We start from the raw sequence: 24,819 nt of genomic DNA, 5'->3' as shown, positions 1-24,819 counted from the left end.
TGACGCATGTCCATAATAATTGATAAGGGATCAATACTTACAGGGCAAGCTTCAACACACGCATTGCATGATGTACATGCCCAAATTTCTTCATGCGAAATATAGTCCCCAAGTAATTGTTTACCATCATCCTTAAACTCACCATTATTAGCATCCATATTTTTGCCCACTTCTTCCAAACGATCGCGGGTGTCCATCATAATTTTTCTCGGAGATAATTTTTTCCCAGTCTGATTAGCAGGACATTCACTTGTACATCTTCCACATTCTGTACATGTATAGGAATTTAATAGCTGCACCCAGTTTAAATCTAAAACATCAGATGCACCAAACTTTTCTGGAGGAGCATCATCTTCGGTTTCCGCTGGAGCCGCAAATGGATCGGCATTTGGATCCATCATTAACATTACCTCATTTGTCACAGCATCTAAGTTGGCGAATTGACCTTTTGGTGTTGTTTTTCCATAATAAGTATTTGGGAAAGCTAGCAGTATATGTAAGTGTTTTGAATAATATAAATAATTTAAGAAACACAGTATGCCAATAATATGAAGCCACCAAGTTGTTCGCTCAATTATAATTAAAGTCGAAACTTCTAAGCCATCAAAAATTGGTGCTAAAAACTGACTTACAGGAAATGAACCTGCATGTGTATAATGAGCTACATTCAATTGTTGTAATTGAAAATCTGCTCCATTCATTGTGAGAAAAAGTATCATTAACACCAATTCTATATAAAGAATCATGTTACCATCTTTTTTTGGCCAACCTTCCATTTCAGGTTTCATAAAACGTTTTAAACGAATTATATTTCTTCTAACCCAAAAAACAACTACCGCTATGATTACTAATAATGCTAAAATCTCAAAAGACCCTATTAAAAAGTTGTAAAGAGAACCAAGAGGCGCAAATATTCTATGTGTACCAAAAAGTCCATCAATAATAATTTCTAAAACTTCTATATTAATAATTATAAAACCGACGTATACAATGATGTGAAGAAAGCCTGCTATTGGGCGTACTACCATTTTAGTTTGGCCTAAGGCTATGCGAATCATATTACGCCAACGCAAGGGTTTATTATCTGTGACATCGACGTCTTGGCCAAGTTTAATATTACGACGAAGTGTCTTTACATTTTTCGCAAAAAAACCAATACCTGCAAGCAGCACTACACCAAATAAAATCTGAGGGAGTAGTTCCATTTATTGTTGTTCTATTAGTTCGGCTGGATCTTCTTCTGGCAATTCATAATCAATTTGCTTCTTTCCAAATACCGATACATTCACATAACGTTTCGGATTTAAACGAAAATCTTGTAATAACAAATCCAATTCGTGCGAAGCGCTTGTAAGATTATCATAAAGCTCCTCATTTTCCATGAGTTTACCCAAGGTTCCTTCACCATTTTCTAAATTGGCCATTATCTTATCTAAATTAGCCATAGTAGATTGTAAGCTCGCTATTGTATTGCCCAATCCTGCGTTATTAAGTGAATCTGAAAGTTGTGCGAAATTATTTGTTAGCTCTTGAAAATTAGTTAATGAACTATCTAATTTACTTTCATTTTTATTGAGAATTCGATTGAGTATATTGGCACTTTCTGTTAAACTGGCCATAGTTTTATTAAACCCTTCTAAAGTGCCTTGCAAATCATTTTTAGCTTTGTCATCTAAAATATTATTTACATTCGCTAATAACGAATCAGCATTTGTAAAAGCACCTTCAACCTTTAACTGTAAAGGTGTTAGCTTTTGCTGAACCAATTCAGTTAACCCTGGACTTGTTCTTGTCTTTAGCGTATCTTTTGATTTAGCTAATGGACCACCATCAAAAATAGGATTCACTCGAATACCCTTTCCTCCTATTATACCTGTATCATATAACTCAGCAGTACTAGATTTTGTAAATTGGAAATCATTGTCCACCGAAAATGTAACTAGCAGTCTGCCCGATTCATCTTTAAATTTAATATCGTTAACTGTACCAACATTAAACCCGTTAATTGTTACTGGTGTACCTGGCTGCAATCCACCAACATTATCGTATACCGCATAAAAAGTTTTGTTGTTATCAAAAAGGGAAGTAGATTTTAGGTAAGAAAAGCCTAAAATGAATAATAGGATACCTCCTACTACTATAATACCCGTTTTAATTTCTCTGGATAATTTCAAAAGGATGGTTTTATCGTTCTAACAAAATTAGAAATAAAATATTGAAGTCGAGAATTATTCTGAAGCAGATTTCATTGCCTCATCAATATCCATTCGAACACCATTTTTATATGCTACTATATAAGAGGTTGTAAAACCCTTGGCATCAGCAACCTTTTTTAGTAACCTTGCTTTTATCACATCGTTTGTACTTCCATGCATATAACGATATAAACTTTTTATTGGTTCTTTTGAAATTTCACCTAGGCCTTTAAAAATTGGATCATTTGGAGATAGGTTTTTTCCACTAGCCATTAATTGTACCCTAAATTCAATATTAGATGCTGGTTTCTTGACTACCTCTTCCTTAGGTGTAACAACCTCCGTTTTTGCTGTTTCAACAACATCCTTTTTCTCCGGAACGGTTGTTGTAGTTGTTGAAACAACTTTATCTACAACGGTAATCACCTCTTCTTTTACAATTTTTGGTTTCCCCGCATCATTAACTTCAGTAACTACAACTTCCGTTTTTTCTTTTGGAATCTCTTTAACTACAGTCGTTGTTTCAGGAACTGAAGGCGTTTCTACCTCAGTCTCTGAAATTGCTTCTACACTTTTTTTCTGTGCATCTTCAAGCATTTTCTTAACTTCATCTTGTCCTTTATCAGGAACATTTTCTACAACGGCTACTTCCTCTTTTATCTCTTCAGAAATATCGGCAGTTTTAGTTTCAACAGTATTCGACGCTACTGTCTCATTCATTTCTGGGTCTGGTGCACTTGGCATACTGCTTATAGCACTTGTACCAACATTACTAATTGTATTTTTCTGATATAATAAAATAGCATTTGCGATTGCTGTACCTATTTCAGACTGCCCTTTACTGGAATTTAAATAAGCACCTTCTTGGTCGTTTGTTAAAAATCCAGTTTCTACCAAAACACTTGGCATAAAAGTTTGGTGCAATACTATAAATCCTGCTTGTTTTACTTTTCTATTCTTCCTTTTTAATTTATTTGCAAAATTATCTTGTATAGCTTTTGCTAAGGCAACACTTTGATCTAAAAATTCTTCTTGCATTATTGTTAAACCAATTACAGATTCGGGGGAGTTTATATCGTAGTCCGCATAACGTGTTGCATAATTATCCTCTAAATAAATAACAGAATTCTCTTTTTTCGCAATTGCAAAATTCTGTTCGTTGGCATGTAAACCTAAAACAAAAGTACCCGCTCCATGTGCATCTGAAGTATGTGAATCGCAATGAACGGATACAAATAAATCTGCTTTTGCTTTGTTCGCTATTTCTCCACGAACAAATAAATCAACAAAAGTATCATCCTTACGCGTGTAAACAACTTTTATATTTGGATTTTGTTCTAATATTCTCCCTGCTCTTAAAACAATATTTAATGCAATATTCTTTTCTAAATAACCATTTCCAAGATTTCCCGGGTCATGTCCGCCATGGCCTGCATCCAGTACAACCACAAAGGGTTCTTGAGCCAAAACACCTGAATAACTCTGGTTAAAAGGACTAAAAAAAAGAATAAATAACAAAAATGATAAAGGGAAAAACCGAATTTTGAACATGTCTAGGTTAGATTTTACAAGCCACAATATGGTTAAATTTATTGTAATACGCTATAAGGGGAACCAAAAATATATGTAAGTTTGAACACGAATTACGATACAAACATAGTTACTCGTGCCAACCAAACGGTTACAAAAATAGCATATATCGCATTGCAACCAAATAAACATTGTCTACTTTTTATAATCCTCTTCATTGTTGGCCTGTTTTCCGGAGCTTCACAAGAAGATAACTTGATGGCTTTACCTATTCAAGCCCCGACCGATACAATCATGGCGCCTTTGTTATTAACGGGCATTCAAAATGACAGTATTAAGAACGACACTTTAGAAGCAACCCCCAACAATGGTAAAAAGACATTACTACTAGACAAAATAAATTATAAGGCAAAAGACTATGTTCGTCTGAGCCAAAAGGAACAGAAGATTTATTTATATAATGAAGCTGAAATTTACTATCAAGATACTGAGCTTAAAGCTGGTGTTATAGTTTTAGACTATGTTAAAAATGAAGTTTATGCAGGTCGCATGAAAGATTCGTTAGGAAACTATAGTCAACTCCCCTATTTTAAGCAAGCTGATAACGAAGTACAACCTGACTCTATTCGTTTTAATTTTGACACCAAAAAAGCGCTTATTTTTAATTCTAGAACAGAACAACAAGCGGGTGCAGGACAATTAGGAAGCGATAATATGAACGTGTATGCGGAAATCACAAAAAAAGAAAACGATTCGGTTTACTTTATGAGTGAAGCGAAACTTACAACTTCTCAAGACACCGTAAACCCCGATTATTACATTCGGGTTCGAAAAGCAAAATTTGTTCCTAAAAAGAAAGTTATTGCAGGTTTAAGCAACTTATACATTGCTGATGTACCAACACCAATAGCACTCCCCTTTGCATATTTCCCACTATCTGTAGGCAGAACAGCTGGGGTACAAATACCAACTTTTGGTAACGATCCTACCCGTGGTTATTTTCTGCAGAATGGAGGATATTACATTCCTATTGGGGATGTAGCAGATTTATTAGTTACTGCAGATTTATATACTAATGGTAGCTACGGCTTAAAAGGACAATCTATTTATGCCAAACGATATCGTTATCGCGGGAATGTTAATTTTAGATATGAAAATTTAGTTACTAGCCAGAAAGGATTTAGCGATTATAGTAATAGTCAAATTTATAATATTCAAATTTCGCATTCACAAGATGCTAAAGCCAGTCCAAATTCAACCTTTTCGGCTTCTGTAAACTTAGGAAGTAGTTCTTATTATAAGAGTTCTTTACTGCAACAGAATTTGCCATTAACGCAATCGAATAGTTTAAACTCATCCATATCGTATTCCAAAACATTTCCAGAATACCCTTCAGTTAATATGAGTTTAACTGCATCACATAGTCAAAACACAAATACCGATGTAGTGAATATTACACTTCCAACGTTTCAAAGTAGTATGGAACGTATTTTCCCTTTTGCAAAAAGAGAAGGAATTAAAAAAGGTGCCCTCCAAAATATTAATTTTCAATATGATGTTAATTACAGAAACAGCATAACCACTACAGGTGAAGAATTTTCATTAAGCGATGCCATAATGGGAGCTCGACATAGAATTCCAATTAGTACGAACTTTAAAGTTGCTAAATTCTTTAGTGTTAGTATGGGTGGATCTTATGAAGATATTTGGGCTTGGGAAACATACAATAAAAGTTATGATGCCGCGACAGAAGAAGTTGTAACTGACTCTATAGCTGGATTTGACCGCTACAATAAATATAATTTAAGTGCGAGTGTCGGCACAACAGTTTATGGTACTTTTAATTTTGGTGAAGACAAAAAGGTTCAAGCTATACGCCATGTAATGCGGCCGTCTTTAAGTTATGGGTATACACCTTCTTTTGAGCAATTTTATGATGAGTACCTTGACGCTAATGGTGAAGTTGTTCAGTTTACGAGATTTACCGGAACTTTAAATGGTGCACCTAGTCTTAGCAAATCAAACAGTCTTAGTTTTTCACTGGCGAATACCTTAGAGGCCAAAGTCACCGATAAAGACTCTACAGCAACAGAGGCTAAAAAAGTATCGCTTTTGAGTAACTTTAATATTTCTACAGGCTACAACTTCGAATCCGATTCTTTAAAATTAAGTCCCCTAAGTATAAATGGAGGAACTAATATTTTGGATAACAAAATGTCGGTAAACTTTTCGGCCGGGTTAGATCCATATGCTATTGATAATAATGGTAGTAGAATAAATGTATGGAATAAAGATAACGGTGGTAGTCTATTGCGTTTAACCCGAGCTAATGTTAATGTGGGTTATTCAATAGACAGTAAAACTTTTGGAAGAAAAAAGGAGGATGAAGAGGAAGAAGAAGATATAAATGAATATGATTATGTTGCCCAGAGTGGTGGTCGTGATGATGATTTATTTGGACAAGCTGATGATTTTTACCAAGATAGAGGTCGAGATGTAAAAGAAAAAATGGATGAAGATGTTGAAAATCCTATTTACGGAACAAAAATACCATGGGATTTACGTCTAGCCTATTCTGCGAGTTATTCCAATTCCGCACGACAGAACGAATTTAGCAGTCACTCCTTGATGTTCTCCGGTAATATTGAACTATCTCCAAGATGGAAAGTTGGAGGCTCCTCCGGTTACGATTTTAAAAATCAAGGATTTACTCTAACACAATTACGACTAGAGCGTGATTTGAAAAGCTTTACGCTACGATTCAATTGGACTCCATTCGGGACTTATGAACGTTGGTATTTCTTTATTGGGATAAAAAGTTCATTACTTAGTGATCTTAAATGGGAAAATAGAAGTCAAATTTCTCGATAGTATTATTCAATTTAATTCAATAATTATGAAAAAGATAATTTCTACCAAAAATGCTCCAGCTCCAATAGGACCATATAATCAAGCCGTTTTAAGTGGAGACACTTTATATATCTCAGGACAAATTCCATTAGATGCTTCAACAGGTAAACTAGTGGAAGGAAACATTAGTTTAGAAACAGAGAAAGTGATGGAGAATCTAAATGCTGTTTTAATCGCTGCAGATATGAAATTTGAAAATGTTGTAAAGTCATCAATATTCCTCAGCGACATGAATAAATTTGCAGAAGTGAATACTGTTTATGGCAATTATTTTAACGAAGAAACTGCCCCTGCACGAGAAACTGTTGAAGTTGCTAATTTACCGAAATTTGTAAATGTAGAGATTTCCATGATTGCTGTAAAATAGTTTATTCTACAGCTTTTAATATAGTTTGGTTTTTACTTCAAACTATAAAGTCTCTCTATGGAATTCCATCAAACCTTCAATAGGTCTTTGGCGAATTACGCCTACAATTAAATCGTTTCGTTTTAATACAGCTGTTAATTCCTCACGTAAATAATGAGCTATACTTCCAACAAAATTAATTGGCACTTTTGTAGCCAATTCAAACTGCATAATATAATTATTAACGAACTGCTGTAAGCCTTTATCAATTACACCTTTACTGTATGGATGATCTTTATTCTCAATTAAAAATCTTGCAAATGTTGCCAAATAAGTATTTGGATTCGGTTGTTTGTATAGATTCTCTTTAATAACATCTGCATCCAAATCATATTCTTTATCAAATTTATGACTCAAGTCTTGTGGCATTTTATGGAAGTAATAATCACGAATTAACTTTCTTCCAAAATAATTTCCGCTTCCATCATCCATTGGAATATAACCTAACGAAGTTACTTTTTGAAAAAGTTGATGACCATCATAATAACTGCAATTCGACCCTGTACCAAGTATACAAACTATTCCTTGATGTCCAATTTTTGTAGTAGAAAAAATAGCAGCGTAAGTATCTTCTTTTACATCAGTTTTTGCATTAGGAAAGAAATCTGAAAATATTTCTTTAAGAAATTTTTTCATGCGATCCGTACCACAACCTGCTCCATAAAAATATAATCTTGTTACAGTCTCTTTATTTTTAGAAAGTTCAAAATTATTAGCAAGCCTGTCTTCAATTACCGCTTTCGTCAAAACTTCAGGACTCAACCCAAGCGTTTGAGTAAGAAATAATTGTTCTCCTTTTTCATCTAAAGCTATCCAATCTGCCTTGGTTGCACCACTATCAACTATTAGAATCATATATTACTTTTAGGATTAAAGGAATTTTGTGAAGAGTAATAACTATAAACACAGGATTTTAGTATTCCTTAAATCCTGTGTTTACTAATTTATGTAAATTAAAGTGTATTTACATGCTGAATTAAATCTAGCATTTTATTAGAGAAACCAGCCTCATTATCATACCAAGAAATTAATTTAAAGAATCCAGAATTCAATTCAATACAAGCCTCTGCATCGAAAATACTTGTTCTTGGATCGCTTACAAAGTCTTGAGAAACTACACTTTCATCTGTATAACCTAACACTCCTTTTAATTCTCCTTCCGAAGCAGCTTTAAACGCCTTTTTAATTTCTTCTAAAGAAGTTTCTTTACTAACTCTTACTGTTAAATCAACAACTGAAACATCAGCAGTAGGCACTCTAAATGCCATACCTGTAAGTTTTCCTGTTAAAGCTGGAATTACTTTGGTTACGGCAATAGCAGCACCAGTAGTAGAAGGTATAATGTTCAACATTGCTGAACGACCTAATCTGTAATTCTTTCTTGAAGGTGAATCTACTGTAAATTGAGTAGAAGTACTCGCGTGAATAGTAGTCATCAAAGCCTCTTCTATTCCGAAGTTATCATTTAACACCTTAGCAACAGGAGCTAAACAATTTGTTGTACAAGAAGCATTTGAAACAATAGCATCTGATGCCTTTACTTCTGAATGATTCACACCCATAACAAACATAGGCGCATCTTTAGAAGGAGCCGAAATAACTACTTTCTTTGCCCCACCATCAATATGATATTGAGCAGTTTCTAAAGTTGTAAAAATACCCGTACATTCTGCAACGGTATCAGCACCAACAGCACCCCATGCAATATTTTTTGGATCTCTTTCAGCTGTAATTCTTACCGTTTTTCCATTCACGACTAAATGACCACCTTCTACTTCAACAGTACCGTCAAATTTACCGTGTACCGAATCATATTTTAGTAAATATGCTAAGTGCTCTACATCTAATAAATCATTGATAGCTACTACATCTACATCACCTCTTTTAATAGATGCTCTGAAAACCAATCTTCCTATTCTACCAAAACCGTTTATTCCTATTTTTAAATTTGACATTCTTCTTGTTTTTTAATTAGTATTTAAGTTGTCATTATATCTGAAACTCTAATAAGTTCCTTATCCAATTTAGTATGACCTTTTATAGCCTTCTCAATTGGTGTTAAAATCAAATCGTTATCACGTACTCCAACCATAAGGCTAGTTTTTCCTTCTAATAAAGCTTCTACTGCCTTCACTCCCATTCTACTTGCTAAAACCCTGTCATAACAAGAAGGTGAACCTCCACGTTGCATATGACCTAGAACTGAAACACGCACATCATAAATCGGTAAATGTTCTTCAACATATTCTTTAAGTTCAAAAACATTTTTACCAGACTTATCACCTTCGGCCACAATAACAATACTTGAAGATTTACCAGACTTTTTACTTCGCTTCAACGATTCTAATAATCGCTCAAGACCTATATTTTCCTCTGGAATTAATATTTCTTCCGCACCAGCGCCAACACCTGCATTTAAAGCAATGTGACCCACATCACGGCCCATAACTTCTACAAAGAAAAGGCGATTGTGAGAACTTGCTGTATCTCTAATTTTATCAATAGCATCAACAACAGTGTTTAATGCTGTATCAAAGCCAAGTGTAAAGGTCGTTCCGAAAATATCATTATCAATAGTTCCAGGAATACCCATTATTGGAAAGTCGTATTCTTTATTAAATATGAGCGCACCAGTAAAACTCCCATCGCCACCAATTACAACCAAAGCGTCTATTCCTTCAGCTTTAAGTTTTTGATGAGCTAAAGCTCTACCTTCCTTCGTTCGGAAATCATCACAACGAGCAGATTTTAAAATAGTACCACCCTTGTTAATAATGTTATTTACGCTACGGGCATCCATTGCTTTAAAATCTCCCTCGATGAGACCTTGATACCCTCTATAAATTCCTACACAGTCAATTTTAAGATATGCACACGTTCGAACAACTGAACGAATGGCTGCATTCATTCCAGGTGAATCTCCTCCAGAAGTGAAAACACCTATTTTTTTTATTGTGGACTTCATCAAAAATTTTAAGCCAACAAAAGTAGCAAAGAAATATTAAAATGTTACCTATAAATGTAGATTTTTACAGGATAGCGCTTGAAGTAACACAATAATAACTTTAAGTTCAAATTAAAACAATATCACTTATTCACTATCGGGTGCCAACGCTGTACTTAATTTTGGGTAAAAACGAATAAGACTATCCTGCCGCATAACGCTACCAGGCTGATTTATAGTTTGCGGAATTATATTTTCCTCCGATTTTTCCTTTTTAAATATTTTTCTAAATAGCTCTTTAAAACTATCAAAATCAACCTGATACGATATACCAGCACCTTGAGTGTAGCCTAGTTCTTCACCTAAAAACTGCTGTATTTCACTCTCCTTATTGAAAAATTTTGCACTTAACGTACCATCTTCATTTAACAACAACTGTAACTCAAAGTCTCCCGCTACAACAGTTTCAGTGGTGCCACCAACCGGCACACCCACTTTTCCATTTAAAAGTATACGATCACTTATTTTTGTGGATACTGTTACACCAAACCTATTTTCCGTCTGAATATCTGAACTACGATCAAGTATACCTTGCTCATAGGAGAGCCCTAAATTAAATTTATCGTTATCACCACCTAAAACCTGATTTAATAAACCGGATGCGGATTGAATCAAATTACCAGTAACTGCCTGAGAACTAAGACCGCTTTGATCGTTTACAAATGAACCTTGTGCCAATAGAAATATGGCATTCTTCTCCTCTATTGTTGGATCTTGCAAGGCATATTCTAATTCGGATTTTACGATGGAATTTGTACTCGGAAATTCAATATCAAATTCAATATCCATATTTTCCAACTCACCTCGCATTAAAATAACAACGTCGGTCGGAATTCTTCGTGTATATTGACTATCTAATAACGGTGCCGGGTTAGCATTTAAAGAATATACTGCCTTCATATTTACTTCTGCTCCCAGTGGCGGACCATTCCAATAAATATTCCCACCAGGCTCAACCGCAAAACGCTTATTAATTACTCCTCCTAATTTATAATTAAATTCTCCTGTTACAACTACATATTCACCAAACATTTGAAAATCTCCTTTGGTATTAATTCGCATTAACATAGGTCCTTCACCGGTACCTTTTAACGAACTACCTGTTTGTGTATCGGTAACTATTTCAACTTCAGCTTCATCAGTAATATCTAAATCGAATTCCATTTGTATACCTTGAAAAGTATCTAAAATTCGTACTTCATCTTCAGTCTCAACTGCTCTTTTATCTACAAAATTGATGAATGAATAATCACCTACTGTTGCTACATCACTCAATGGAATTTTCAATGAAGTACCTCGAGCCGTTTTTCCATCCACGGTTATATTTAAAGCTTTTGTAGGACCATATATTCTTCCTTTACCATTTAAATATGCAGTTCCATAATAAAGAAATTCTTCATCGAATTCAGTATTCAACAATAAAAAACGATCATTCTTAGTATCGACATTAAAGTCTAACCCCCATTTCTTAAAATAATCGTGTTTTATGGTACCGTCAATTACAGCCTTCGAACCAGTAGCTACATCCGTCAATAAAATATTATCAAAATCGAAAGTATGTTTCTCTAAATTCACCCGCGAATTCTTAGCAAAATCATAATCCACATTTAAAAATGGTATGCCAATGCCTGCATTATCTAAGGTTAATATTCCACTAAAATCAGGATTATTAACTTCTCCCTTAATTCGAGCATTACCATTTAAATCACCCCTAATATTACTAATAACACCTTCACCCAATGGAGCAAATGGTTCTAAGTCAAAATTGCTAAAATTGACTAGTAAATCGGCCTCTGGTAAATCACCTTTGTTTTTAATGTTACCAACGATTCCCAACTTCTCTATACCCTTATCTGTAATTTGAGAATTTACAACAAAATCTGTTAAATCTCGGTTACCGACAATACCAATAGATAAATCCCCTAAACGGATGTCATTTATACCAAAATCTTCAATATTTAAATTAGAAGTTGGCAGGTAAATATCATCTTTTTGCAAAACATGTAATTTACCATTTACTTCACCCTGTAGCCTTAAGCTATCTATACCAGGAGTAATCTTATTTAAGGAAACAATTTTAAATTGTAATTCTAAATCTTTGTATGTTGAATCTGCTAATTGCCCTTTTAATTTAATCTCCTCATCAACATTGTTATGCATTACAATTTCTTGAATGCTAATACTGTCGAGTGTACGATTTAGTATCACTTTATTTTTAGTATCTCCATCTTTATTTAACACCCACTTGTTGCCTTTAAAACTTACATCTGAAGTTTTAAGACCGATTACAGATTTGTTTTCCTTATTAAATGTGTGATAAAAATTAAGATTATAGCTATCATTAAATTCACTGCCACCTTTAAATTCTGTTCTAAAAAACAGCGTGTCTTTTAAGGTGGTATTAATTAAATTAAAATCTTTTACGTCGTAATAAGGGGTTGATAAATCACCAACTGAAACGAAAGTATTAAACAGCGGATTTTTATTATCAATTGTAACATTAATTTTATCGGCTTGATTGCCATATGCTGCTATAAATGGTGATCTAAAATTCAATTTAAAATCCCCATCATCTGCAATAATATTACCCTTTATAAAAGTGTTTGGATCGAAGGTAACTTCGGGAAAAAAGACATCAACAATTTTATTGTAAATCTTAAAATTAAAATTTAAAGTTTGCCCATCAGAAATTTCAAAAGGCCGGTAATTGGTATAGATACTACCCAAAGAATTCTTTACTAATTTATCCAACTCGCTTACCTTAAAATTCCCCTTCATGTAACCAGTAATAATATCCGGAGAATTAATATCGATAACGCGAATGGAATCGTTTTCAAAAGTTGAAGACACTTTAAAATCTTCAAAATAATACGTGTCGTTTTTATTCTCAAAGTTGGTTTTAGTAAATTTAATATCACCAACAAAATTATCGAGCGAATTACCAGAAATGTCCATATTAACATTTCCTCTAAAAATAGAAACGCTATCATTTATAAAATTCAATTTCTTTAAATCCATATAATCTACGGAAGCAATGAAATTAAAGTTATTACCATCTAATCCTAAATCTGCTAATCCTTTAAAACTAAATTGCACATTTTCATCATTACTAACTAAAGAACCATCAAAAAGGTCTTCTTTTAAAAGACCCGACACCTTTAAGTCATTGTATTCATAATTATTGAAGACTAGCGAATAGACTTGTCCTATAATTTCAGTATTTAAGTTCTTTTGCACAAAGCCCTTACCTTCTACATTAAAATCTAAAGTAGCCTTCCCTAAACTTTTATTTTCAACAAAATTGCCTAAATCAAAATCTATTAATGAAATAAATCCTTTGTAGGTAGCATTATCAATATTATTGATATTGGTCATATCCAAATCCGCATAACTACTACCTATAGCGGTATTTAAATTAACTTTTGTTGAAATAGAAGTCTCTGTAATAAAGGCATCACCACGTATGGTAAACTGACCTAATTTTTGAAATGAGGTAGGCCATGACTGACCCAAGATATTCGGTAATAATGAACGTAATTCATAATAACTTGTAGTTACATTCTTTAGTTTACCATCCATTGAAAATGGTTCGGATTTTGTAAATAAATTTTTAAAATTAAAGTCTCCTCTAATTCCTGTATTATTTGAAACTACAAAAAGTTCGTTCGTATTTAAGTCGTTTAAAACGCCACTAATATTTGATGAAAAAGAAGCTTTATTTCCCTTTCCAAACCTATTGTACAACATGTTAATTTCATCGAAAGCAACAGTAGATTCATTAAACTGGGCAGAAACATTTACCTTATTAAAAAAATCAGCAAAATCGCTCCGATCATAATCAAATTGTAAATTACCTAACAACTCAGATTCTGGTGTTTTTATGGTTAATGAATCGAATCGCATTTGTTGCTTGGTATACTTGAAATTAGTAATCATATTACTAACATCTATACCTCTAGTACTACTGAAATTCATTTTCTTAATATCAACGTCCACTTCGGGGCCAAGTATCTGAAAATCGTTACCAGTGATATTTAATTTTTCAAAATCAAGAACATTTTTATTTTCCATATTCTCATCTATAAGTCGAAAATGGCTGTTTGCAATATGGACATTAGACGATGAAAAAAAGAAGGGTGGTGTTCCAGGCTTTCTGGGTTTTCCATCATCTAACTTATCTATAAAAACTTCAAGGTTGGTACTGGTACTATCTTGATATTTTATTAGCTTAAAGTCAAGTTTATCAATATCAATTTCACCAAATTCCATCTTTCCATCCATCATATTTTTGACACTCAAAACAGAGGTAGAAAGTTCATGTATATAAAAAAGCGTATCCTTTTCGTAGTCTTCAATATAGATACCTTCCAAAGCGGTATCCCAAGACATTAAGGAAACCCTTAATTTGCTAATATTTATATTAGTCCCAAATTCTTTATTTATAGTAGTGGTGGCATATTTAGCAAAACGAGTTTGCACCATTGGCAAGGATAAAATAATAGTGCCAAGAACGCATATCAAAAACAACACTAAAAGTGTTCTAACCAGTATTTTTCTTAGTTTTTTGATAGTGCTCTTTTGTTTTATCTTCGTACTCCAATTTTTATTCCAAACTAAGTGGAAAATGAAACTATTTACATTCTAGCTATAGAATCTTCTTGTGATGACACCGCAGCCGCTGTTTTAATGAACCAAAAGGTTATTAGCAATGTTGTGGCTACACAAAAAATACATGAGCAATATGGTGGTGTTGTTCCTGAACTTGCATCAAGAGCACATCAACAAAATATAGTTCCTGTTGTACATCAAGCTTTAGCTATAGCAAATATCGACAAAAAACTAGTATCTGCCATAGCTTTTACACGCGGACCTGGACTAATGGGTTCACTTCTTGTTGGAACCTCTTTCGCTAAATCTTTAGCATTAGGATTAAACGTTCCATTAATTGAAGTTAATCATATGCAAGCCCATATTTTAGCTCATTTTATAACGGATGAAGAAAATTCTATTTCCCCAGAATTTCCGTTTTTAGCAATGACAATTAGTGGAGGCCATACACAAATTGTTTTGGTAAAAGATTATTTTGAAATGGAAATTTTAGGCGAGACATTAGATGATGCCGTTGGCGAAGCATTTGATAAAAGTGCTAAAATATTAGGACTTCCCTACCCTGGCGGGCCACTTATTGACAAATATGCTAAACTTGGCGACCCACATAAATTTAAATTTCCTAAGCCAAAAGTTGACGGTCTAAACTTTAGTTTTAGCGGTTTTAAAACTAGTGTTTTATATTTTATTCAGAAAGCTGTTAAAGAAAACCCTGATTTTATCAGTGAAAACTTGAATGACATTTGTGCTTCTATACAATATACAATCATTTCAATTCTTATGGATAAACTTAAGAAAGCAGTTAAGCAGACAGGTATAAAAAGTGTTGCAATTGGAGGTGGGGTTTCAGCAAATTCTGGAATACGCATGGCTTTAAAGGATGCCGAAAAAAACCATGGCTGGTTCACATATATTCCTAAATTTGAATATTGTACGGATAATGCTGCTATGATAGGTATAGTTGGATATTTGAAATATAAACAAGAGTTTTTCTCAGATCAAAGTATTACAGCGCAACCGCGATATCGTTTAAGCGAATAGTTTTTAAATTATAAAAAAAGCAATGCAACTCTTTTATAATCCTACCCTTGATAATTCAATAGCTCAGTTTTCTTTTTCATCTGAAGAAAGCAAGCATATTGTAAAAGTCTTACGTAAAAAGGTAGACGACGTACTTTTTATAACAAATGGTAAGGGCTACATATATCAAGCAAAAATTATTGATGCTAGTTTAAAAAGATGCAAAGCTGAAATTATTTCCAAAGAAAAAAAACATAAGGCAATGCACTATTTACATTTGGTTGTAGCGCCTACCAAAATGAATGATCGTTTCGAATGGTTTCTAGAAAAAGCTACAGAAATTGGCGTCAATGAAATTACACCTATTATATGTGAACATTCTGAGCGCAAGGTTATAAAATTAGAGCGCATGCAAAAAGTTCTGCAATCTGCAATGAAACAATCACTACAAGCTTTTTTACCAAAATTAAATCCAGCGATTAAGTTAACCGATTATCTTAATCTTGAAAAAGAAGGACTTTTATTTATTGCGCATTGTGAAGAAGGTGAAAAAATGGAACTAAAGCGAAGAGTTGCCGCAGATAACGACGTCACCGTTCTTATAGGGCCTGAAGGTGATTTTAGTTCTAACGAAATTAAACTTGCTTATGAAAAAGGCTTCTTACCTGTTTCGTTAGGTAAAAATAGATTGCGAACCGAAACGGCAGCACTTGTCGCTTGTGCTACTGTAGCCGTTATAAACAATACCTAAAATTGATTTATGAAAATTATTAAGATTGTATTTGTTTTATTCCTATTCTTTTTGCTACCTATTCAAGGGCAAGAGTTGGCTATTTTGAAATACAATGGAGGCGGAGATTGGTATTCAAATCCAACGGCACTGCCCAATTTAATTCGCTATTGTAACACCAATCTAAATACAAGAATAAAAGAAAAAGTACAGACAGTTGAAGTGGGAAGCAACTTAATTTTTCAATTCCCTATGGTCCATATGACAGGTCATGGTAATGTTGTATTTTCAGATGAGGAAGCAGACAACTTAAGAACCTATCTCCTATCTGGTGGGTTTTTGCATATTGATGATAATTATGGAATGAAACCTTATCTTGAAAAAGAAATAGTAAAAATTTTTCCAAATTTAACATTAGAAGAATTAGGTGTTAACCATCCAATATTTAATCAACGATATAGGTTTATTGATGGATTACCTAAAATACATGAGCATGACGGAAAAAGACCTCAAGCATTTGGAATAACTTATGAAAATAGATTAGTATTACTTTTTACTTTCGAAAGTGATTTAGGTGATGGCTGGGAAGATGCGTCTGTGCATAACGACCCTATAGAAATTAGAGAAAAAGCGCTTAAAATGGGAGCTAATATTATTTCTTATGCATTTAAAAATTAATAAATGACAGCAAAAACTATTTCAAGTGGCATACTTAGAGCTTTGGGCATAATTGCGGCAATAGCTCTAGGACTTTATTTTCTGTATAAAATAGAATCGGTTTTAGCATATCTCGCAATTGCTGCTGTAATAGCCTTAATAGGAAGGCCTGTAATCTTGTTTTTGCGACATAAATTAAAATTTCCAAACACCTTAGCTGTGGTATTAACTATGGTGTTAATACTTGGAATATTGGGGGGGATACTAGCATTGTTTGTACCCCTTTTAGCAGAACAGGGAAAAAACCTTTCACTTTTAGACATTGAAGACTTGCAACAAAATGTAGAAGGTTTATACCGAGAAATTACTCAGTATTTAGGTTTGAGCCAATCGGATATTGAAGAAAGTATTCAAGAATCTAAAATTTTTGCAAACCTCGATTTTGGTTTCATACCCAATTTTTTGAATTCACTTATGGGTACCCTCGGTGATTTAAGTATCGGACTATTCTCCGTATTATTTATTTCTTTTTTCTTCTTAAAGGACAGTAAACTACTTCAATCTGGAATATTAGCTTTTGTTCCGGATAGAAACGAACAAAGAACCATTAAATCTATCGATAAAATTAATAATCTACTCTCTAGATATTTTGTTGGACTATTGCTTCAAATTCTTATTCTATTCATTATTTACACTATTGTACTATTAATTGTAGGTATAGAAAATGCAATTGTAATTGCCTTTTTATGCGCACTTTTTAACGTGATTCCATATATAGGCCCAATAATAGGAGGCGTATTAATGATATTGCTAACAATGACAAGTAATTTAGGTGCAGATTTTAGCACTGTTATTCTACCTAAAACTGGTTATATTTTAATAGGATTAACCATGGGTCAGCTAATTGACAATTTTTTCTCTCAGCCTTTTATTTTTTCGAATAGCGTAAAATCACATCCTTTGGAAATATTTCTTGTAATTATCATTGCAGGCTTACTTTTTGGAGTTGTAGGAATGATTGTTGCCGTGCCGGGTTACACCGCAATAAAGGTGATTTTAAAGGAATTTTTAGCCGAAAACAAAACAGTAAAATCACTAACGAAAGACTTATAGTATAAATTTGAATAAACACATACTAAATACTGACATACAGAATTTTATAAATGAAAATTTAGGTTCAGATATAATGTCAATAGTATTAAAAAAGCAACTTTTTAAGGAAGTATCTCAAAAAGAGTTAGTTCAACAAATAGAGTCAAAAAAAAAGTGCCAAAAAAAACTTCCAACTTGGTTTTCTACTGAAGCAATTTATTATCCTAAAAAACTCAATGTAGAGCAAACTTCTTCAGAAATTACAGCTCACTATAAAGCACAAATAGTTAATGGAAATTCTCTTATAGATTTAACTGGAGGTTTTGGTGTTGATTCGTATTTTTTCTCCAAATTATTTAACGAAGTTTATTATTGTGAAATAAATGCGGAATTAGCTCAAATTGCTGCCTATAATCATAAAATACTTGGGGCAAAGAATATTCAATCAATTCCTAAGGATGGAATTTCATTTCTATGCGACAAAACTAAGAAGTTCGATTGTATTTATTTAGACCCCTCTAGAAGAAATGATGTAAAAGGCAAAGTTTTCCAATTTGCAGATTGCGGGCCAAATGTTGTATTGCATCTCGATTTTCTTTTTGATAAATCGGAAACAGTTTTAATAAAAAGTTCACCACTACATGATTTATCTTATGGCATTAAAGAACTTAAAAATGTCTTAGAAATACACGTTGTTGCTGTAAATAATGAAGTAAAAGAACTGCTCTGGCTACTAAATAAAAATTACAATGAGTCAATATTAATAAAGACTGTTAATATTAAAAAGGATGAAAATCAATCCTTTGAATTTAATTATTATGATGAGGTAAATGCACTAACGGACTTATCATTACCTCTAAATTATCTTTATGAACCAAATGCCGCAATTTTAAAGTCTGGAGCATTTAAACTTGTTAGTAAAAGATTAAACGTAAAGAAGCTACAAGAGCATAGTCATTTATATACCTCTGAATATCTTCTTGATTTTCCCGGACGTCGATTCCTAATTAATAAGATTATACCCTATAATAAAGCAGCACTCAAAAGCTTAAATCTTAACAAAGCCAATATTAGCATCCGTAATTTTCCTGAAAGCGTTGCGCAAATCAGAAAAAAACATAATATTAAAGATGGTGGAAAAGTCTATTTGTTTTTTACTAGAAATATGGAAAATGAAAAAATAATTTTAAAGTGTGCTAAAATAGACGCTTTATAAAACTTGATTTCGTAATATAATTCACCAATAAATCATCCTAGAAATTTATCCTACAAAAGAAAAGTTAAAAAATTATCATTTCTTAAATTATTACATAAGCCCTATATTCTATTGGGTTTAAATTCGATTTTAGCAATAATTTTATTCCATATTGACAAATTCGCAGTTAAATTATTATTAGTTATTGGTAGGATATCATAATTATTTCTTAATATTAACACTGTTTTAAATTTTTCTATGTCTGTGAACTTGCGCACTTTCATTGAAAAACCTTACAATTTCAAGATTAATTTAAACTAACAAAACAACAAATGATTATGAATCTAAAATTCGATTTCGCTTCGTTAAAGCCTAAAAGGAAGAGGTCTTCTTTTTCTGTAGGTTTATTAACGCTGGTGATTTGCCTTGGTGCTCAAATGGCAATGGCAAATCCAGAAACTAATTTAACTAAAGTAAAAATTAATAATACCGTACAGTCTACCATTACTGGTATTGTAACAGATGATACGGGTGCTCCATTGCCTGGTGCAAATGTTCTAGTAAAAGGCACTACTACAGGTACACAAACTGATTTTGATGGTAACTTCACTATAGAGGCAGATTCAGATGCGACTTTGATATTTAGCTATATAGGATTTAAGGCTCAAGAAATCGCAGTTAATGGCAACTCAACTGTAAATGCTTCATTAATTGAAGATGCCGCTGCACTCGAAGAAGTAATTGTAACTGGTTATTCTACAGAAAGTAAAAGAGAAACTACGGCTGCAGTCTCTATTGTAAAAGCTGAAGAACTAGCAGCAATACCTTCTGGTAATGTTGAACAGCAATTGCAAGGTAGAGTTGCAGGTGTTACCGTTATTTCTAATGGACAACCAGGAACAACAAGTCAAATTAGAGTTCGTGGTTTCAACTCATTCGGTAATAACTCTCCATTATATGTGGTAGATGGTGTACCAACTACAAATATCGATTTTTTAAGCCCTGATGATATTTTAAATACTTCTGTATTAAAAGATGCGGCAGCTGCCTCAATTTATGGCGCAAGAGCTGCAAATGGAGTTATTGTTTATACCACAAAGCAAGGAAGAAAAGGTGATACTAAATCGGAATTAAATATTAGCTTGATTAGTGGTGTTACTGATCCAAATGTCGCCGGCGCCCCGCAAATGTTGAATCCGCAAGAAATGGCAGAATGGACACATCAGTCGTATCGAAATAATGCAATTGCTGAAGGTACAGCTCCAGGTACATTACCAAATTATGATCATCCACAATATGGCACAAATGCTACTCCTACATTTCCGGATTATTTACATGCCAATGGAGATAATGGGGTTTATGGCAGTGTAGATATGGCTGCAATACAGGCGGCATACGCGGCAAATCCGGATGAAACTTTTTTAATAAAACCAAATCTTGAAGGTACTAACTGGTATAAAGAAATCACAAGAATTGCACCACAAACTCGTTTTTCAATGGGTTTTAAAGGTGGTAGTGAAAATAGCAGATATTACTTAGGTTTATCTTCACAACAACAATCTGGTATTGTATTAGAGCAAGAGTTCAAAAGATATACAGCTAGATTTAACTCTGAATGGGATGTTACACCTTGGTTGAGTATTGGAGAAAATTTTCAAACAACCTATAGATCAGCCGTTGGGATCTTTGGTGGTAGTGGAGGTGTAGATGTAGCAGATGACGAGTCTGAAGTTTTATCTGCTTATCGTATGCCAACAATTATTCCAGTTTACGACGAGTTTGGCAGTTATGCAAGTACTAAGGCAGCTGGTTTCAATAATCCTAGAAACCCAGTTCGTAGACTTGAACGAAATGCAGGGGACGATAAAAGTTATAGTATAGGTGGTTTTGGTAATCTATATGCCAACTTTAATATAATGGAAGGTTTAACAGTTAGAACAAGTATTGGTGGCACTTATAACAATTACCATTATGTTGATTATAACTACAAATATTTAGGTGATTCTGAAACTGAAGCCAATAACTCTTTTGGAGAAGGCGGAGGATATGGTTTTAATTGGACTTTTACCAATACAGCAACCTATGAAAAAACATTTGGAAAGCACGGTATTAAAATTTTAGCGGGTATAGAATCATTAAATACAGGTTCAGGTAGAAATATTTCTGGATCTGGTCAAAATCCATTTTCAACGGATTTAGATTACCAAGATTTGTCAGCTGTACAAAACCCAGTTGTACAAAGTAATTGGTATAAAGGCGCAAACTACTCTTCTGTATTTGGTGAATTAAAATATAACTTTAATGAAAAATACTATGTAGCTGGTGTTGTTAGGCGAGATGGATCATCACGTTTTGGTAGTGAAAACAGATATGGTGTTTTCCCTGCATTTTCCGCTGCATGGCGTGTAATTGACGAACCATTCTTACAAGATCAAGATGTCCTTTCCGATTTAAAATTTAGAGGCGGTTGGGGTAAAATGGGTAACGATACTAATGTTGACCCTAATAACCAATATTCGTTGTATGGATCTGATAGAGCAAGAACTTTCTATCCAATTGCCGGAACCAATGATGGTGCTAGTGAAGGTTTTGCACGAAGTAGAATTGGAAACTCAGCTGCTAAATGGGAAACTTCAACTACTTTAAACATTGGTTTCGATGCTAGTTTCTTCAATAACAAATTAGATATTGTTTTAGACTGGTGGTCCAAAGAAACTGAAGATCTACTGTATGAAGTTCCTTTACCTGCAGTAGTAGGTTCTTGGGCATCTGCTCCCGCTGTAAATATAGCCTCTATGGAGAACAAAGGAGTAGATTTACAAATTATTGGACGTGGGAATTTCACTGAAGATTTATCTTTTGAAATAACAACCAATTATTCTTTCCTAAATAATGAAATAACATCATTAGCTCCGAATATTGACTATTTTGATGGTCCATCAATTAGAGGTAATACAATGGTTAGAAACCAAATAGGCTTGCCTATGTCTTCATTTTTTGGTTATAAGATGATAGGTTATTTTAATTCTCAAGCTGATGTAGACGCAGAGAATAACGCAAGAGAAGCTGCAGGTTTAAATCGTGAAGCTAGTTTAGGTAGATTTAAATATGAAGATATTGACGGGGATGGGCTTATTACTGCTGATGACCGTACCTTTATTGGTAGTGCGGTACCTGATTTTACCGGTGGTGCTATTTTGAACTTAAAGTATAAAAATATTGAGTTTGAAACCTATTGGTATGCTTCTTTAGGTAACGAAATCTATAACCAATCAAAATGGTACACAGATTTTCAAGGTACCTTTGAAGGATCGGCTAAAGGAGAACGTGTACTAAATTCATGGACACCTGAATTAGGGGACAATGCTGAAGCTCCTATTTTTGAAAGAGCAACTAATTTATACACATCAGGTGCTGCTAACTCTTGGTATGTAGAAGATGGTTCCTATCTTAGATTACAACGCTTGTCATTAAGTTATGCGTTTGATCAAAACTTATTAGATAAAATTGGAATTAATAAAATGAAACTTGGTTTCGCTGCGAATAATATTTGGACTATCACGAAGTATACTGGTTTAGATCCTATGGTTGCTGGTCCAGATACAAACTTTGGGGTTGATACGGGTAACTTCCCAGTAACACCTAGTTATGTTTTTAGCTTAGAATTAGGATTATAATTAGACAAAAAAATAATATGAAAACATTTAAAATAAAATCGAACAAATTAATAGCATATAGTATGGTGCTATTACTAGGATTTTCATGTAGCGATGACTTCTTAGAAGTAACTCCTACTGGTTCTTTGGCCGATGCACAAGTGCAAACCAAAGAAGGTATAGAAAATTTATTAATTGGTACATACTCCGCAATAAATGGTGTATTTGGAAATAGATTTGAAGGCCCTAATCATTGGGTAACTGGATCAATTTTAGGAGGAGATGCTAACAAAGGAACAGATTCCGGTGACTATAGTACCATTAACCCAGTTCAGCGTTATGCACACGATGCAACACAAGGCGATTTAGACTTTTTATGGAGAGGTCGTTTCGAAGGGGTTAGCAGAGCTAATTCTGTATTAAGTGCTGTTGCAGCAAACACTGATCTTAGTGCTGCCGATGCTGCGAACCTTTCTGGTCAAGCTAGATTACTTAGAGGACACTACTATTTTGATTTAAAAAAACACTTTAATAGTATTCCTGTTTTTGATGAAACAGTAGCTGCTGAGGAAATAATTGAGCTTGCTAACACTCCTGATGTATGGACTTTAATTGAATCTGATTTTCAATACGCATATGATAACCTAGCTGCTGAAACAGGTGCAGGAAGAGTTAATAAATGGGCTGCAGCTGCGTATATGGGTAAAGCTAAATTATATCAAGGTAAATACGCTGAAGCGAAAACTTGGTTTGATGATGTAATCGCAAATGGAGTAACCTCTAATGGCTTAAAATATGCCTTATTAGATGATTATCCTAGAATCTTCGATTCAGCTAACGACAACCATGCAGAAGCCGTATTAGATGTTGAATCTGCTAAAAACACGGGTGATGTTCAAAATGCCAATGCTTTTGATGATTTAAATTATCCTTACAATACAGGTTCAGAAGGACCTGGAAACTGTTGTGGTTTCTTTCAACCAAGTATTGAGTTGGGTAATTCGTTTAGAACAACTGCTGAAGGTTTACCTTTATTAGACAAATCATATAACGATCCTGCAAATGAAGTGGCTAATAACTTCAAACATGTTATAGTAGATAAAGAAGATGAAGCAACATTCGTTGAAGATTCTGGTCCATTAGATCCGCGTATTGATCATTCTATTGGGCGAATGGGTATACCTTATTTAGACTGGAAAGATCACCCAGGTTCTGCATGGATTCGTAGTTTTGGATATGGTGGACCATATTCTCCTAAAAAGTTTATTTACTATAAATCTCAAGAAGCGGATTATACCGATACCAGCTCATGGACAAGAGGATATGCCACTATGAATTATAACATTATTAGGTTTGCTGACGTTTTATTAATGGCTGCAGAGGCTGAAATAGAAGCAGGTACGTTAGATAAAGCTATGGAATATGTTAATCTAGTAAGAGCAAGAGCTGCACGAGCTGAGTATTGGGTAAAAGATTATGACACAGGTTTAGATGCCGCTAATTATGTGATTTCAGAATATACATCTTTTCCAAATAAAGAATATGCTACGCAAGCAGTTCGTTTCGAACGTAAACTTGAATTATCAGGAGAAGGACACCGTTTCTTCGATTTAGTTCGATGGGGAATTGCAGCTGAAGAATTAAATGAATATTTAGCTTATGAGTCTCAATACTTATCAGAAAAATTTGGCGGTGCTAGTTTTTCTGCTGGCAAAAATGAGTATCAACCAATTCCACAAGCTCAAATAGACCTGCAACCTGGAATCTTAACTCAAAATCCTAATTACTAATAGTAGTACTATCATTTATACCAACC

15 protein-coding genes and 1 pseudogene are annotated in these 24,819 nt (G+C 33.8%); 9 read left to right on the top strand and 7 right to left on the bottom strand.

Annotated features, from left to right (window positions below):
* The 3 genes and pseudogenes from ABJF52_RS02280 to ABJF52_RS02270 form a co-directional block, all read right to left on the bottom strand.
* Positions 1-1,205 (bottom strand): (Fe-S)-binding protein (locus tag ABJF52_RS02280; protein ID WP_348145690.1); only part of this gene is annotated, 1,205 nt, incomplete at its 3' end.
* Positions 1,206-2,174, bottom strand: a complete 969-nt coding sequence (locus ABJF52_RS02275) for an MlaD family protein (protein WP_348145688.1) — start codon at positions 2,172-2,174, stop codon at positions 1,206-1,208.
* Positions 2,175-2,978: 804 nt separating this feature from the next.
* Positions 2,979-3,746 (bottom strand): annotated as a pseudogene (locus ABJF52_RS02270) (N-acetylmuramoyl-L-alanine amidase); the annotation flags it as partial.
* 237 nt (positions 3,747-3,983) lie between these two features.
* Here ABJF52_RS02270 and ABJF52_RS02265 point away from each other — a divergent pair.
* Entirely contained in the window at positions 3,984-6,596 is a 2,613-nt protein-coding gene (locus ABJF52_RS02265) for a putative LPS assembly protein LptD (RefSeq protein WP_348145693.1), read from the top strand.
* A gap of 25 nt (positions 6,597-6,621) precedes the next feature.
* Entirely contained in the window at positions 6,622-7,002 is a 381-nt protein-coding gene (locus tag ABJF52_RS02260; protein WP_348145685.1) for a RidA family protein, read from the top strand.
* Positions 7,003-7,044: 42 nt separating this feature from the next.
* Here the strand turns inward: ABJF52_RS02260 and ABJF52_RS02255 are convergent, their stop codons facing one another.
* From ABJF52_RS02255 to ABJF52_RS02240, 4 genes are all read right to left on the bottom strand, one after another.
* The gene (locus tag ABJF52_RS02255; protein ID WP_348145682.1) at positions 7,045-7,896 is read right to left on the bottom strand and encodes an N-acetylglucosamine kinase; all 852 of its coding nucleotides are present in this window, start codon (positions 7,894-7,896) and stop codon (positions 7,045-7,047) included.
* A 98-nt stretch (positions 7,897-7,994) separates the two neighbouring features.
* Positions 7,995-8,996, bottom strand: a complete 1,002-nt coding sequence (gene gap / locus ABJF52_RS02250; protein ID WP_348145679.1) for a type I glyceraldehyde-3-phosphate dehydrogenase — start codon at positions 8,994-8,996, stop codon at positions 7,995-7,997.
* A gap of 23 nt (positions 8,997-9,019) precedes the next feature.
* A complete protein-coding gene (pfkA, locus tag ABJF52_RS02245; protein WP_348145676.1) occupies positions 9,020-10,006 on the bottom strand; it encodes a 6-phosphofructokinase in 987 nt (328 codons plus the stop codon).
* Positions 10,007-10,132: 126 nt separating this feature from the next.
* Positions 10,133-14,527 carry a translocation/assembly module TamB domain-containing protein gene (locus tag ABJF52_RS02240; protein ID WP_348145673.1) on the bottom strand — a complete coding sequence of 1,465 codons (4,395 nt, stop codon included), beginning with the start codon at positions 14,525-14,527 and terminating at the stop codon, positions 10,133-10,135.
* 135 nt (positions 14,528-14,662) lie between these two features.
* Between ABJF52_RS02240 and tsaD the strand changes: the two genes are divergently transcribed.
* From tsaD to ABJF52_RS02205, 7 genes are all read left to right on the top strand, one after another.
* On the top strand, positions 14,663-15,694 hold the full coding sequence (gene tsaD, locus ABJF52_RS02235; protein ID WP_348145670.1) for a tRNA (adenosine(37)-N6)-threonylcarbamoyltransferase complex transferase subunit TsaD: 1,032 nt from the start codon (positions 14,663-14,665) through the stop codon (positions 15,692-15,694).
* Positions 15,695-15,716: 22 nt separating this feature from the next.
* Positions 15,717-16,424: a 16S rRNA (uracil(1498)-N(3))-methyltransferase gene (locus ABJF52_RS02230; RefSeq protein WP_348145667.1), complete on the top strand. Its 708-nt coding sequence runs from the start codon at positions 15,717-15,719 to the stop codon at positions 16,422-16,424.
* A gap of 9 nt (positions 16,425-16,433) precedes the next feature.
* Entirely contained in the window at positions 16,434-17,081 is a 648-nt protein-coding gene (locus ABJF52_RS02225; RefSeq protein ID WP_348145664.1) for a DUF4159 domain-containing protein, read from the top strand.
* A gap of 3 nt (positions 17,082-17,084) precedes the next feature.
* Entirely contained in the window at positions 17,085-18,173 is a 1,089-nt protein-coding gene (locus ABJF52_RS02220) for an AI-2E family transporter (protein WP_348145661.1), read from the top strand.
* A gap of 7 nt (positions 18,174-18,180) precedes the next feature.
* The gene (locus ABJF52_RS02215; RefSeq protein ID WP_348145658.1) at positions 18,181-19,368 is read left to right on the top strand and encodes a class I SAM-dependent methyltransferase; all 1,188 of its coding nucleotides are present in this window, start codon (positions 18,181-18,183) and stop codon (positions 19,366-19,368) included.
* A gap of 317 nt (positions 19,369-19,685) precedes the next feature.
* Entirely contained in the window at positions 19,686-23,024 is a 3,339-nt protein-coding gene (locus tag ABJF52_RS02210; RefSeq protein ID WP_348145655.1) for a TonB-dependent receptor, read from the top strand.
* A 17-nt stretch (positions 23,025-23,041) separates the two neighbouring features.
* Entirely contained in the window at positions 23,042-24,793 is a 1,752-nt protein-coding gene (locus ABJF52_RS02205; protein WP_348145653.1) for a RagB/SusD family nutrient uptake outer membrane protein, read from the top strand.
* Positions 24,794-24,819 lie beyond the last annotated feature (26 nt).

This window comes from Aurantibacter sp. (assembly GCF_039941195.1).
Classification (GTDB): Bacteria; Bacteroidota; Bacteroidia; order Flavobacteriales; family Flavobacteriaceae; genus Aurantibacter_A.
This window is presented reverse-complemented; position numbering and strand designations above follow the sequence as displayed.